The sequence below is a fragment of the Streptomyces sp. NBC_01478 genome (genome assembly GCF_036227225.1).
In the GTDB taxonomy this organism is placed as follows: Bacteria; Actinomycetota; Actinomycetes; order Streptomycetales; family Streptomycetaceae; genus Streptomyces.
Genome location: NZ_CP109444.1, coordinates 8,841,363 through 8,854,604 on the forward strand (window position 1 = coordinate 8,841,363; position 13,242 = coordinate 8,854,604).

Annotated in this window: 13 protein-coding genes; 9 read left to right on the forward strand and 4 right to left on the reverse strand. The window is 70.9% G+C overall.

All coding sequences use genetic code 11. The features are described from left to right. Complete coding sequence (locus OG223_RS39715) at positions 1–1,455, forward strand: MFS transporter (protein ID WP_329259606.1); 1,455 nt, start codon at positions 1–3, stop codon at positions 1,453–1,455. Positions 1,456–1,481: 26 nt separating this feature from the next. Further along, positions 1,482–2,000, forward strand: coding sequence for a flavin reductase family protein (locus OG223_RS39720; RefSeq protein ID WP_329259608.1), 519 nt, complete (start codon positions 1,482–1,484; stop codon positions 1,998–2,000). Positions 2,001–2,012: 12 nt separating this feature from the next. On the opposite strand, the gene OG223_RS39725 is transcribed toward OG223_RS39720, so the two are convergent. After that, the gene (locus OG223_RS39725; RefSeq protein ID WP_329259610.1) at positions 2,013–2,882 is read right to left on the reverse strand and encodes a DUF2236 domain-containing protein; all 870 of its coding nucleotides are present in this window, start codon (positions 2,880–2,882) and stop codon (positions 2,013–2,015) included. A 196-nt stretch (positions 2,883–3,078) separates the two neighbouring features. Between OG223_RS39725 and OG223_RS39730 the strand changes: the two genes are divergently transcribed. From OG223_RS39730 to OG223_RS39750, 5 genes are all read left to right on the forward strand, one after another. After that, positions 3,079–3,849 (forward strand): methyltransferase family protein, encoded by a 771-nt coding sequence (locus OG223_RS39730; RefSeq protein ID WP_329259613.1) that lies wholly within the window; start codon positions 3,079–3,081, stop codon positions 3,847–3,849. A gap of 302 nt (positions 3,850–4,151) precedes the next feature. Further along, a complete protein-coding gene (locus tag OG223_RS39735) occupies positions 4,152–5,741 on the forward strand; it encodes an NAD(P)-binding domain-containing protein (RefSeq protein ID WP_329259616.1) in 1,590 nt (529 codons plus the stop codon). A 5-nt stretch (positions 5,742–5,746) separates the two neighbouring features. After that, positions 5,747–6,880 carry an alpha-hydroxy acid oxidase gene (locus tag OG223_RS39740; protein ID WP_329259619.1) on the forward strand — a complete coding sequence of 378 codons (1,134 nt, stop codon included), beginning with the start codon at positions 5,747–5,749 and terminating at the stop codon, positions 6,878–6,880. After that, positions 6,877–8,259 carry a cytochrome P450 gene (locus OG223_RS39745; protein WP_329259622.1) on the forward strand — a complete coding sequence of 461 codons (1,383 nt, stop codon included), beginning with the start codon at positions 6,877–6,879 and terminating at the stop codon, positions 8,257–8,259. The genes OG223_RS39740 and OG223_RS39745 overlap by 4 nt, the downstream gene beginning before the upstream one ends. A 12-nt stretch (positions 8,260–8,271) precedes the next feature. After that, positions 8,272–9,552 carry a cation:proton antiporter gene (locus tag OG223_RS39750; RefSeq protein WP_329259625.1) on the forward strand — a complete coding sequence of 427 codons (1,281 nt, stop codon included), beginning with the start codon at positions 8,272–8,274 and terminating at the stop codon, positions 9,550–9,552. Positions 9,553–9,702: 150 nt separating this feature from the next. Here OG223_RS39750 and OG223_RS39755 read toward each other — a convergent pair whose 3' ends face one another. Continuing rightward, entirely contained in the window at positions 9,703–10,434 is a 732-nt protein-coding gene (locus tag OG223_RS39755; protein ID WP_329259628.1) for an aminoacyl-tRNA hydrolase, read from the reverse strand. 176 nt (positions 10,435–10,610) lie between these two features. Between OG223_RS39755 and OG223_RS39760 the strand changes: the two genes are divergently transcribed. Both OG223_RS39760 and OG223_RS39765 read left to right on the forward strand, forming a co-directional pair. After that, positions 10,611–11,492, forward strand: coding sequence for an ABC transporter ATP-binding protein (locus tag OG223_RS39760; RefSeq protein WP_329259631.1), 882 nt, complete (start codon positions 10,611–10,613; stop codon positions 11,490–11,492). A gap of 5 nt (positions 11,493–11,497) precedes the next feature. Next, entirely contained in the window at positions 11,498–12,169 is a 672-nt protein-coding gene (locus OG223_RS39765) for an ABC transporter (protein WP_329259634.1), read from the forward strand. On the opposite strand, the gene OG223_RS39770 is transcribed toward OG223_RS39765, so the two are convergent. Then, a complete protein-coding gene (locus tag OG223_RS39770) occupies positions 12,161–12,304 on the reverse strand; it encodes a hypothetical protein (RefSeq protein WP_329259637.1) in 144 nt (47 codons plus the stop codon). The genes OG223_RS39765 and OG223_RS39770 overlap by 9 nt on opposite strands. Positions 12,305–12,333: 29 nt before the next feature. After that, the gene (locus tag OG223_RS39775; RefSeq protein ID WP_329259640.1) at positions 12,334–13,176 is read right to left on the reverse strand and encodes a polysaccharide deacetylase family protein; all 843 of its coding nucleotides are present in this window, start codon (positions 13,174–13,176) and stop codon (positions 12,334–12,336) included. Positions 13,177–13,242 lie beyond the last annotated feature (66 nt).

Below are 13,242 nucleotides of genomic sequence, written 5' to 3' on the forward strand. Positions count from 1 at the left end.
ATGGCGGTGGCGAGTGGAGGCACGAGTGCGCGGCGCGAGTGGTTCGCCCTCGGCAGCCTGTGCACGGGGTTCTTCATGCTGCTGCTGGACAGCACGATCACCTCGGTCGCGCTGCCGTCCCTGATCAGTGGGTTGCACGCCAGTGAGACCACCGCGATGTGGGTCAACAGCGGTTACCTCATCGCGTACGCGGTGCCGCTGGTCGTCGCGGGACGGCTCGGCGATCGTTACGGCCATCGACGCGTCCATCTGATCGGGCTTGCGGCGTTCACCCTCGGGTCGCTGCTGTGCGCAACTGCCGCCACCATCACGGCACTTGTCGCCTGGCGGGTGACGCAGGGCATCGGGGCCGCGCTGATGACACCGCAGTGCCTGACCCTCATCAAGGCACTGTTCCGGCCGCCACGCCTCGCCGTAGCGCTCGGGGTCTGGGGCGCGGTCGGCGGCGCGGCGGTGGCCGTCGGGCCGTTGCTGGGCGGGTTCCTCGTCGCGGTCGGGGGCTGGCCCGCGGTGTTCTGGGTCAACGTTCCGGTCGGTGTCGCCGCGATGGCCGCCGTGGCCGTGTTCGTCCCGGTCCTGCCGCGCCAGGAGGCACGCATCCCGGTCTGGGCGATCTGCGCGAACGCGAGCGGTGTCGGTGCGCTGGTGATCGGCATCCAGGGCACGGACGCGGCGCGGGCCCAAGTGCTGGGCGTGCCGCGGTGGTTGCTCGTCGTCGTCGGCGTGGTGGTGGTCGCGGGGGTGGTGTGGTTCCAGCGCCGGGACGGTCGACGGGCCCTCGTACCGGTCGAGTTGCTGCGCAGCCGGGGGTTCGTCGTCGCGGCCTGGGCCGGTGCCGCCGCGGCCTTCTGCTCCGGGTCGGCGATGATCCCGCTGATGCTGTACCTCCAGCGGGAGCGCGGGCTCGACGCCGGCGCGGCCGCGCTCACCCTCGTACCGATGGGCGTGGTCTGCCTGTTGGGGGCGCCGGTGTCGGCCCGGCTCAACAACGGGATCGGGACCCGCGCGGTCGCCGTCATCGGCTCCGGCGCCCTCGTCCTGTCCATCGGGACATCGGCGGTGCTCGTCGCGACGGACGCCCCGGTCTCCGCACTGACCGCCACCTTCGCGGTGTACGGGGTGGCCAACTCCTTTGTCTGGTCGCCCCTTTCCATCGCGGCGGTGACCTCGGTCGGCCCGGACGAGGTCGGGGCGGCGTCCGGAACCTTCAACGCCATGAAGCAACTCGGGGCGGTGCTGGGCAGCGCGGTGTGCGCGGTGCTGCTGGCCGGGCACGGCTACGCGGTCACGCTCGGCGGGCTCGCGATCGTCGGACTGCTCTGCCTCCTCGCGTGCGCACTCCTGCGACCACGAACAGAGCCTCCCGGCACGGGACTTCCGCCGGTGCACGCCGTTCCACCACAACCCACAAGTACCCACGGGAGTCGCCTGATGAAGCCTGACGTGGCCTCATGAGCCGGAACACAGACGGGGGTTGCACGATGACGGCAATGGAAGGCCTGGAGGACCTGGACGGCATCACCTCGGATCCCGGGGAGATGACGAGGGCGTTCTCCGGTTTCCCGTCGGGGGTCGCGGCCCTCTCCGCGCGCGTCCACGGCGACCCGACCGTCATGGTCGTCTCATCGTTCGCCGTCGGCGTCTCCCACAACCCGCCCATGGTCTCCTTCGCGGCCCAACACACCTCGACCACCTGGCCGTTGCTGTCCCGCGCGCAGGCCATCGGCATCTCCGTCCTGGGCGAGGGCCACAGCGACAAGGCCCGTCAACTCTCCTCCCGCAGCAAGGCGGGCCGGTTCACCGACCTGCGCACGGTGGAGGCGGAATCCGGCGCGATCTTCCTCGACGGCGCGCCGGTGTGGCTGGAGTGCACGGTCGAGCACAGCTATCCGGCGGGCGACCACGACATCATCGTGCTGCGGGTGCTGGCGATGCGGTCCGACGACGAGAGGAGTCCGTTGGTGTGGCACCGAAGGACCTTGAAGATGCTGGGTAGTTGAGCCACTTCGCCCTCAGGGGGTGCTCGCGGCGGACGGCCCGCGTCGGGTCTGCCGCAGCCGCTGGGGAAGCGGTCTGCGGTAGTCGGGCAGCAGGCGCTGGGCGAGGAACGCGGACTTCAGGAAGACGCGCACGGCACGCTCGCGGCGAGGGCTGAGCCAGCCGATCCGATGGAGCCGACAGACGCGCTCGCCGGCGAGATACCGGGTCAGGTCCCTGCCGAACGCCCGTAAGGGGGTGGGGAACCAGTACTCGGCGAAGAACTCCATCATCGCGGTCGCCACCCGGTGGCCGGACTCCGTCCCCTCATAGGGCCGGGACTCGAACTTCAGGGCGAACTCGGTCATCGCGTCCCAGTCCTCCGGGAAAGCCTCGTCGGCCAGCGGGCCGGACTCGCGCTCCAGGAGGCGGAAGAGGGTCTGCGCCCAGCGATGCCAGGCGGTCTTCATGTTCGCGCTCGTACCCGGCAGGCCGAGCGAGGTCTGCAGACGGTCGGCGAACGTGGCCAGCAGGACCAGGGGATAGACGAAGTCGTCGACGTCGTCGAAGTTGCCGGGCAGGTGGGGCGTCCCGCGGGAGATGGCGAGGTGCATGCGGTTGAGTCGCTCGGCGGCCTCGCGGCCCGCGGTGCTCGACAACCCGTCCACCATCCAGGCCATCAGGAACGCGTTGCCGTCCTCGAAGCGCCGCCGGGGTCTCGTCTCCAGCTTCCGGGTGTGGGCCAGGGTGGCGGATCCGAAGCCCGGCTGCATCATGCGCATGGTGCCCGGATAGACCATCATCGCCAGCGCGAACTCGGGGACGCGGTGGCCGACGTAGAGCGAGATCATCCGCTCCCAGTCGGTGTCCGGGTCCATCCGGGCCAGTTCGCGGTCGACCCACATGTAGCCACGGTGCACTGTCGGTTCCCCCTCGCGGACTTTCAGATGGGGGACGCTGCGGCAGGGCCGTCCGATGCCACGATCCATCGTGATCTGAGTCACTTCAACCGTGAGTCATGGATCTCCACCCGAGGGTGGAGCCGCTGAATCAACCCGTGGGTGGTGGTGATCGACGCAGGCCGGGGCGCAGCCTTGTGCCATGGGCTCACTCCATTCCGCACTCGTCGCTCTCACAGGTATCTGTGTCGCGGTCTTCGTCGTGGCCTGGATCGCGGGCGCCGTCCACTTCGGCGTGAAGGGCGAGGCCGGGTCGCGCGGCTGGGCGCGAGGCCTGCGCCGCACCCTGCCGCAGCGGGCTCTGCTGATCGCGGGCTGCTGCGCGTTCTCCCTACTGGTCAGCCACACCCCGGACTCCTTCTGGCGCCACCTCCAGTACTGGCAGCCCGAACTCGCGATCCTGGGCGCCCTGCTCGCCGTCGCCTCCACCGCGCTGTTGCTGTGGGCCCGTTGGGTTCTGGGCGTCATGTGGGCCGGCATCCCGCTCGTCCACGAACACCACGAACTGCGCACCGGGGGCCCGTACCGAATAGTGCGGCACCCCATCTACACCGGGCTTCTCGGCCTGGTCCTCGGCGGGATGCCGGCCTGCGGCTTCGGCGTATGGATCGTGTTCCTGGCCGTTGCCGTGCCGTGGCTGCTGCGCCGGGTGCGCATAGAGGACGGGATGATGGCCGACCGGTTCGGAGCGTCCTACGACGACTACCGCGCCCGCGTTCCGGCACTCGTCCCGTGGACCCGGCCCGCTCCGGCCGGACCCCGGGCCGTCGGCAGTCGCCAGGGGTGGTCCGGGTCGGTCGTGTGGTTGTCACCGGCGTCAATTTCCGCCCCGAGAGCGGAAGTTGACGGGGTTACCTGTCGGATTGCTGTCATCCGGGTGCCACTGTTGCCCATGTCCACAGCTCATCACTAACGTGCTCATGGAGATTTCAAAGGGAAATCTGATGGAGGGTCTGCAATGCCCCTGCCAGAACGCCCGGCCATGTTGTCCTCGGCCCGCACGGCGACCGCTCCCGAATCGCTCTGTCCGCCGGCGAGGCGCGACCATTTCGGCTGACCGCTGACGCGCACGTGGGCCCGGGTGCCCTGACTCACGAACGACGCCTCGCAGGAACAGCGCCCGGCCAAGACGCGTCGCCACGCGACGGCGGCCGTCCTTCCTCACCCCCCACCCTCCTCCAGGCATGTCCCCGCCCGGAGCAGAAGGAGAGTTCCGTGAACTCCACGCACAGTGAGCGTCTGGATTACCTCGTGGTCGGTGCCGGTCCCGCCGGGCTCCAGCTCGGGCAGTTACTCCAGGCGGCCGGGCACGGATACCGGATCCTGGAGAGCGGTCATGCTCCCGGCACGTTCTTCGGCACCTTCCCCCGCCACCGCCAACTGATCTCCATCAACAAGGTGTACAACGGCACCGACGATCCCGAACTGAACCTCCGGATGGACTGGAACTCCCTGCTGTCCCCGGACCCGAACCTGCTCTTCAGCCGTTACAGCAAGCGCTATTTCCCGCACGCCGACGACCTGGTGCGCTATCTCGCCGATTTCGCCGAGACGTTCAAACTGGACATCGCCTACGACACCCGGGTGGAGCGGATCCGGCGGGACGAGGACGGTTTCGCCGTCACCGATCAGCACGGTCACGAACACCGCGCCCGTCGGCTGATCATGGCCACCGGACTGACCCGGCCCAACATCCCCGACATCCTCGGTATCGAGACGGCCGAGGACTACTCCGTCGTCTCCGTGGACCCCGAGGACTTCATCGACCGGCGCGTCCTGATCATCGGCAAGGGCAACTCCGCCCTGGAGACCGCTGACAACCTTGTCGAGACGGCCGCGGTCATCCATGTCGCCGGCCCGCACTCGGTACGCATGGCCTGGAACAGCCACTACGTCGGTCATCTCCGCGCGGTCAACAACAACTTCCTCGACACCTACCAACTCAAGTCGCAGAACGCCCTGTTGGACGGAAACGTGCTGTCCGTCGAGAAGGACCCCGACGGCATGTACCGCGTCCGCTTCAGCTTCTCCCGGGCCGACGAGGTCGTGAAGGAACTGCGTTACGACCGGGTGATCGTCTGCACCGGATTCCGCTTCGACGCCTCGGTGTTCGACCCGGAGTGCGGTCCCGCCCTGGTCATCGACGACCGTTTCGCCGAACTCTCCCCGGCGTACGAGTCGGTGAACGTGCCCGGCCTCTACTTCGCCGGAACGCTCATGCAGCAGCGCGACTTCAAGAAGTCCACCGGTGGCTTCATCCACGGCTTCCGGTACGCCGTACGGGCCCTGAGCCGCATCCTCGGCGAACGCCATCACGAACAGCCCTGGCCGCACCGGGAGTTGGAGAGCGACCCGGCCGCGCTGGCGGACGCCGTGGTGGACCGGGTCAACCGCAGCTCGGCACTGTGGCAGCAGTTCGGCGTCATCGGGGACCTGATCGTCACACCGTCCGGCGAACCGGCCGGGTACCACGAGGAGGTGCCGGTCGCGTACGCCCATGAACGCCAACTCTCCGACAGCGACGACTACTTCACCGTCACCCTGGAGTACGGCCCCGACCACGACAAGGTCGACCCCTTCGACATCACCGTGCGCCGCACCGCCCAGAACTCGGTCGACGACGCCTTCGACGCGGCGTACCTCCATCCGGTGATCCGCCACCACGGCGGCGGTGAACTCCTCGGCACCCATCACATGGCCGAGAACCTGGAGAACCACTGGGACGACCCGGAGGTCCACCACGCCCCGCTGGCCGCGTTCTTCGCCCGCGAGCTGGACCGTCGGCCGACTCCGGCGGGGCGGTGAGCGGCGTGCAGTACACCGTCCGCGACTTCGAGACCGCGGCACGCGCCGAACTGGACCCTGTGTACGCCGACTTCATCGCCGGCGGGGCACGCGACGAGATCACCGTACGGGCCAACGAGGCGGCGTTCGGGCGGCTGCAACTGCTGCCCCGGGTGCTGCGGGGAAGCGCCGAACGGGAGTTGGGTATCAGCCTGCTCGGCAGCCGGGCGAGCCTGCCGGTCCTGATCTCCCCGACCGCCTTCCACAAACTGGTCGATCCGGAGGGGGAGTTGGCGACCGCCCGGGCCGCCGCCGCAGCCGGCGCGATCATGATCGTGGCGATGGCGTCCACGGTGGCGGTGGGCGAGATCGCCGACGCGGCGCGCGCGGCCGGAGACGACGTATCGCTGTGGTTCCAGCTCTACATCCAGCCCGACCTGGACATCACCGAGGCGCTGGTGCGGCGGGCCACGGACGCGGGGTGCACCGCGCTCGTGGTCACCGTGGACTCCCCGGTCCTGGGCGCGGGCGAGCGCAACCGGCGCAACGGCTTCCACGACCTGCCGCCGGGCCTGCGCTGCGAGAACCTGGTGGACCTGCGCGACGGAGAGCGCGGCCACGTGCGCCAGATCGCCATGTCCCCCGAACTGAACTGGGAGCACATCGACTGGCTGCGCCGTACCACCGCGCTGCCCATCCTGCTCAAGGGTGTCCTGCACCCCGAGGACGCCAGGCTCGCGGTCCGCCACGGTGTCGACGGGCTGTTGCTGTCGAACCACGGCGGTCGCCAACTCGACACCGTCCCCGCCACGTTGGAGCTGCTGCCCGAGATCCTCGCCGCCGTCGAGGGCCGCATCCCGGTCGTGCTGGACGGAGGCGTACGGCGCGGCACCGACGCGGTCAAGGCACTGGCGCTCGGCGCGTCCGCGGTGGGCATCGGCCGGCCCGTGATGTGGGCACTGGCCGAGGGCGGCGAGAAGGGCGTACGGCGTCTCCTCGAACTGCTGCGGGACGAACTCGACGACACCCTGGCCCTGTGCGGGGCCTCCGGACTCGCCGACCTGACACCCGATCTGGTTCGGATGCCCGCGTGGGGTCCTGTCCCTGGTCCCGCCGTGACGCCGGGGGCGGACCGACGATTCGGCGGGGTGGTCGCGTGAGCCCCACCGGTTGGCTCGTTCTGGGTCTGGCCCTGATCCTGGTGGCCGGTCTGCCGTACTGGCTGCCCAGGACCGTGATCGCGCTGCGGGTGCGGATCTTCGCCCGGGTGGGCGGCGAGGAAGGGGTCCGGGCTCCGGGCAAGGAGGTGCCCGCCGAGGAGTTCAAGAAGGTGTACGGGCATCCGGCGGCCAACGGCCGCAGCCGGGGCGCCGCGCTCTCCGACCTGTTCTGGTACTGGCTGTCGCCGGGCCCCGAGGTGCACCAGGAGCACCTGGAGCCAGGACCGCGCTACGACGACGTGGCCCGGACCACCCGGCAGATCCTCGCCGGGCTGTCCCGTGAGCGCTGGACGGAGCTGGTCGGCCGCTGCACCCGCCGGGTGCTCGCCGAACTCGACGGCCACGCGCGCGTGCACCGGGTCAGACTGCGCGATCTGATGATGCCCGTCTGGGCCGAGGTCTACTACGAGGTGGTCTTCCGCGCACCCTGCCCACGGCACGTCCGGGACCTGATCACCGCGAACGCGGACGACGTGGTCAGCGCCCTGAAGTGCACCGGCCTGCGCCACATGGACCGCCGGGCCCGCCTCACCGCCCACCTGCGGGACCGGCTCGCGCACGACCCGCCCCCCGGCCCGCTGCCGGCCACACTCACCCCGCGAGAGCAGGCGTACTACCTCCAGGGCACGTTCTTCAACACCGCGGTCGTGCAGATGTCGGAGGCGATGGCCCATCTACTGCTGGCCCTCGCCACACACCGGCCGGTGCAGGACCGTCTGGCGTCCGGAGCGGAGGACCCGGACTTCCTGGACCGGGTGATCGACGAGACAATGCAGCACTTCCCGCTCTTCGGAGTGGCCCACCGGATCACCTCGGGGGAGATCCCGCTGGACGGGCGCGACCCCATCCCGGCCGGTTCGGTCCTGCTGTTCAACTACCCCGAGTACCAGAGGTCCGGAGGCGACCCGTTCGACCCGGACCGGTGGCTGGACCCGGACACCAGGCCCTCGGCCTTCATCCCGTTCGGGGTGACCGCCAACCGTCCCTGCCCGGCGCGCGGTTTCGCCGTCCTCACCATGCGGGTCGCGGCGGAGGAAGTCCTGCGCCGCTTCCGGCTCGACTCCTCGGCGGAACACACCCGTTCGCTGCCCAGCCGCGGTCCCTGCCTGCTGGTCCCGCGCACCGGGGCCGGGGTCCGCAGCCGAACCCGGCTCACGGTGATGCGCTTCGCCGACCGGTGGGAGGGCGTGTGGCGCAGCCTCGTCCAGCTCGTCCTCGGCAGCTACATGGTGTGGGACGCCCGGCGCCAGGGGCTGTGCCGGAACTATTTCGCCGCCTCGTCCGGCGGCTCCGCCACCTCTGTCCCAGCCGGCCGTTGAGAGGACGAGACCATGACTCCCGTGGAGCTCGCTCCCGTCTTCTTCCTGGCCGTCGTCGTGATTCTGCTGACCTGCCGTCTGGTCGTCCTGCTGGCCGGCCGTTTCGGCCAGCCGCCCGTGGTCGGCGAGATGATCGCCGGGGTACTGCTCGGCCCCTCCCTGTTCGGGCTGATCGCCCCAGGGGCCTCCGCCCACGTCTTCCCGCCCGAGCTGAAGCCGGTGCTGTACGTGGCCGGCCAGATCGGTCTGGTGGCCCTGATGTTCGGTGCCGGTTACGAGTTCCGGGCGCACGCGGGACGCGGCCTGGCCGGCACCGCCGTCGCCGTCTCCTCGGCGGGGGTGGCGATCCCGCTGACCCTGGGCGTGGGACTGACCCTCGTGGCCCACGGCCATGTCGGCATCTTCGTCGACGGGGTCTCGGTCTGGGTGACGGCGGCGTTCGTCGGCGTCGCGCTGGCGATCACCGCTTTCCCGATGCTGGCCCGGATCATCACCGAACGCGGGCTGGCCGGATCGCGGTTCGGCTCACTCGCCCTGGCTTCCGGGGCCACGGACGACGCCGTCGCCTGGATCATGCTGGCGGGGGTGCTGAGCGTGGCCTCGGGCAAGGCGAAGCCCATCCTGGAGGCAGTCGGCGGCACCCTGCTCTTCGTGGCCGTACTGCTCCTGCTGGGGCGCCGCCTGCTGGCCTGGATCGTGAACCGCCCGGGCCTCGGCGACGACACCCGCCTCCTCTTCACACTCGCCCTGCTGTTCTGCGCGGCCTGGTTCACGGACATCAGCGGCCTGTACTCCGTGTTCGGGGCGTTCTGCGTGGGGATGGCCATGCCGCGCGGCGAGGCGTCCGAACGGCTGGTGCGGACCACCCAGTCCGTGACCCAGGTGGTGTTCGTGCCGATGTTCTTCACCTACTCCGGCCTGAACACCCGGTTCGACGTCTTCTCCGACCCGCCCGTCCTGCTGTTCGGGGCGGCCGCGGTCGTCCTGGCGGTGGTCGGCAAGTTCGGCGGCTGCTGGGCCGCCGCACGGCTGCGCGGCGAACCCGGCGCGGTGGCCGTCCGGGTCGGCGCCCTGATGAACGCCCGCGGTCTCATGCAGTTGATCGCGCTCAACATCGGGCTGTCGGCCGGCATCGTCAGCGAGGAGCTGTTCACCGCGCTCGTCCTTGTCGCGCTGGTCACCACGGTCATGACGGTGCCGGTGCTGAGCCGGCTGGACCGCCGCGACGCCAGATCCCGGGCAGCGGCGGAGGCACCCGAGGGCGAGGAGGAGGTGGCGGCGGCGCCGAGTTGAGCGGGCGGACGAAGACCACGCGGCCCCGAAGGGGCGTCGGCGACCGGCCGTCTCCCCGGCCGGGCAGGCTCCGATCCGGCCGGGCAGGCCGCCGACACGGCCGTACGTCTTCCGCGACGGTCGGCGCGGGCGTCTCGGGCGCGCGCCGATTCAGCCTCGTCGCCGCAGCGCCGGATGCTCCGTCACGACGGTCGCCGAGCCCGGCGCGATCTCCGTGAAGCCCGCGTCCCTGACCAACGGCAGCCCGCTGCTGGTGAGTTCGGCCCACAGGGCCGGGGCGGCGGTGCGGACGGAGAGCGGGAAGCCCGCCTGACGCCAGGCGGTCCGGTCCTCGTCCGACAGTTCCCACCAGGCCAGTTGGGCTCCGTGGCCGGTCTGGGCCATCGTCTTGCCGGCCGACATGTCGAGGTCGGGGTTCAGCCAGATCACCGGTGCCGTGGGGTCCGCGTCGGCCGGCGGTTCGGGGTCGTCGAGGTCGGTGCCGGAGACCTGGAGCCGGGCCAGGTCCTTGGGCCAGCCGTCGAGCGGGACGGGCGGGAAGACCCGTACCTCCGCCGACTTCCCGGTCACGGTGATGCCCGGAAGCGCCTCGGCCCGCCGCCACTCGGCCCCGCGCGCCCGCCGGACCACCTTCCGGATCCGCGCGTCCTGCCAGTCCCGCATGACCTGCGCCCACTCCCCGTCCCCGACGGCCCGCTCATCACTGAGGATCGTCAACACGGCCCGGGCAGCGGTCTCCAGCGCGTCCGTACGAGCCGGGGGAGCATCCCGCTCGATCCGCACGACGAGGGGCAGCACGAACTGCGGAGCCTCGTCGCGAGAGGTGGGCTCGTTACGGAAAGGGTCGGCACTGTCGCCGGGCACGGTGGAATCACTGGTCACACCCTCCAGTCTGCCAGGCGGAGGTTCGGCCCTTGGAAGCACCGCTGCGAGGACCCACTTAGGGGCGCGGGGCTGTGACATTGTGCGGCTCCGCCGCGTGGGCGCGACCCGCCACAACAAACCCGCAGCCGCCGAAACGACATGTCCACCCCACCCCCCTGCGAGAGAATGCCCCGATGCGACGCGATCTACAGCTGAACAACGTCGGCCGCCGCTACGGAATCCACGGCCCCTGGATCCTCCGCGCCGTAAACCTGGAATTGGCGCCCGGAACCCTCACCCGCATAGACGGCCCCAACGGCACCGGCAAATCCACCCTCCTCCGCCTCCTCGCCCGCATAGACGCCCCGACGGAAGGCAAGGTGACCGGCCGCCCCCGCACGGCGTACGTCCCCGAACGCTTCCCCCAGGCCCTCCCCTTCACCGCCGAGGGCTACCTCACCCACCTCGGCACGGTGCACGGCCTCTCCCGCGCGGCAGCGCCCCGCGCCGCCGCCGAGTGGCTGGCCCGCTTCGGCGCCGAGGCCTACGCCCGCACCCCCATGACCCGCCTCTCGAAGGGCAGCAGCCAGAAGGTCGCCGTAGCCCAAGCCCTGCTCGCCGAGCCGGAGTTGCTGGTCCTGGACGAGGCGTGGACGGGCCTGGACGAGGACGCGAGAGCGGAGTTGGAACGGGCCGTGGCCGAACGCACCGCGGCCGGCGGAGCCGTCGTCTTCGTCGACCACGACCCGCGTCGCCTCGCAGGGGCACCCGACGCGACGTACACCGTCATGGACGGAACCCTCAACCGCCGCACGGAGACGACCACTTCACCGTCCGGTCCGCAAGTCTCGGTGGAGGTCCAGGGCCCACCGGGAGGTCAACTCCCCGCCGAGGCAGAGCAGTTCGTCACCTCATCAACGCAACCGACCCCCGGTACCCACCGCCTGACCGTCCCCGCCCCGCACTCGGACGTCCTGCTCCGCGCCCTGCTGACGGCCCGCCCGCCATGGCATGTGGTGAGCCTGCACCGGCACACGGACCCGGACCTCCCCCTCGACGACGAAAGCCCCCGGTGACGGCGATGACAGCCCTCCTGCGCTACCAGGCCGCCCTCCTGCTGCGCTCACAACGCTGGCTCCCGCCGTTCATCCTGTACGCCGCGTTCCTGGGCATCGGCGTCCAGGGCGGCCAGCCGGTGCTCGACTCGCTCGGTTACACGGCCGCGGCCCTGCTCCCCGTCGCCGCCTGGCTGGTGCGGATCTGCACGACCAACGAGCCGCCCGCGGCGCGCAGTTGTGTCGCGGCGGCGGTCGGTCCCGGACGGGCGCACCTCGCCTGTCTGCTGGTCGCGCTGACCACCGCGGCGGCGGTCGGCACGGCGGCGACCCTCGTCGTCACGCTGATCAGCGACCCGGCGAGCGCCGATCACCGCACCCGGGTGCCGCTCACCGCAGCCGCCGCGGCCGGCCTGCTCGCGACCCTGGCCTGTGCCCTGCTCGGCACGGCGGTCGGCGCGCTCACCAACTGGCCGCTGCTGCGCTCGCCGGGCCGGGCCGTGCCCGCGATGCTGCTGGCGGCGCTGCTCGCCGTAGTGGTGACCGGTTCCCCGGCGCAGGCGGCGGTCAGCGGCCTGGTCACCGGCTCGCGGTCGGGCACGGTCCCGGTGCCGCTGCTGCCACTGGCCGGAGCCGCCCTGGTCACGGCGGCCGCGACCGCCGTGACCTGCGCCCTCACCTCCCGCCGCTCACCCTGAACAGGCGGTGCGCTGCGCCTCCTGCCACTCGCAGACCGGGCACAGCGTGATCCCTTTGTACGACTCCGGGTACTCCGTCGGCTCCCGGCACAGCACACACTCCGCGTACGTCGGCGCCGGCTCTTCGTCGCTCATGCGACCAGCGTAAGAGGAGTGCGCGCGCTTCAGTGGTGCCGGTCCGTGGCCCCGATCAGCTCGGAGACCTTCACGAACCGGTACCCCTTCTTCCGCAGCTCGGGCACGATCATGCGGACGGCCTTCTCGGTCGCCGGGGCGGCGCTGCGCGTGCAGTGCATGACGACGACCGAGCCGGGCTTCACACCCTCCAACACCTGCTGCGCCACCGCGTCCGAGTCCCTCGCGAACGCGTCGCCGCTCACCACGTCCCACTGCACCGCCGTGACACCGACCGCGCTCAGCGTCTTCAGCGCCTGCCGGTCGTAACACCCGCCGGGGAAGCGGAAGTACGGCATCGCGTTCGGCACGCCCGCCTTCTTGAACGCCGAGTACGCCCGCTCCACATCGGCCTTCATCCGGTCCGGGGGCACGGTCGGCAGGCCGTAGCAGTCGCCGGTGAAGGCGTAGTGGCTGTAGGAGTGGTTGGCGATCTCGAACTGGGGGTCGCGTCCGATGGCGCGGGCCTCGGCCGGGTACTCGTCGGCCCACCGACCCGTCATGAACACGGTCGCCGGCACCTTCAACGTGCGGAGCGTGGCGATCAGTCGGGGATTGTCGAAGTGCTCGCCCGCCGCCGCACGCGGCCCCTGATCGGCGGTCATGTCCGCGTCGAAGGTCAGCGCGACGGTCTTGCCGTCGACCCGGGGCCCGTTCTTGAAGACGGGGGTCAGACCGGCGGGACCGGGTGCGAGCGTGGGCGGCCGCGAGGAGACGGCGGTGGGCGCGCTGGGCGCCGGACGGCTGGCGTGGGGCGCCGAGGGGGCCCCGCAGGCGGTGAGCGCGGCGCCGAGTGCACAGGCGGCGGCGACTCGTCGTACTCGAATGGTCACCGTAGGAAGATATGGTGATAAAAGGTGTTAATCAGCTATCGACACGGAGTGACGGACGGAGTGACG

Coding starts and splice junctions, on each gene's coding strand:
- OG223_RS39770 (WP_329259637.1), bottom strand. CDS start 12,304: ATGAGCGACGAAGAGCCGGCGCCGACGTACGCGGAGTGTGTGCTGTGC.
- OG223_RS39730 (WP_329259613.1), top strand. CDS start 3,079: ATGGGCTCACTCCATTCCGCACTCGTCGCTCTCACAGGTATCTGTGTC.
- OG223_RS39760 (WP_329259631.1), top strand. CDS start 10,611: ATGCGACGCGATCTACAGCTGAACAACGTCGGCCGCCGCTACGGAATC.
- OG223_RS39725 (WP_329259610.1), bottom strand. CDS start 2,882: ATGTGGGTCGACCGCGAACTGGCCCGGATGGACCCGGACACCGACTGG.
- OG223_RS39765 (WP_329259634.1), top strand. CDS start 11,498: ATGACAGCCCTCCTGCGCTACCAGGCCGCCCTCCTGCTGCGCTCACAA.
- OG223_RS39750 (WP_329259625.1), top strand. CDS start 8,272: ATGACTCCCGTGGAGCTCGCTCCCGTCTTCTTCCTGGCCGTCGTCGTG.
- OG223_RS39715 (WP_329259606.1), top strand. CDS start 1: ATGGCGGTGGCGAGTGGAGGCACGAGTGCGCGGCGCGAGTGGTTCGCC.
- OG223_RS39720 (WP_329259608.1), top strand. CDS start 1,482: ATGACGGCAATGGAAGGCCTGGAGGACCTGGACGGCATCACCTCGGAT.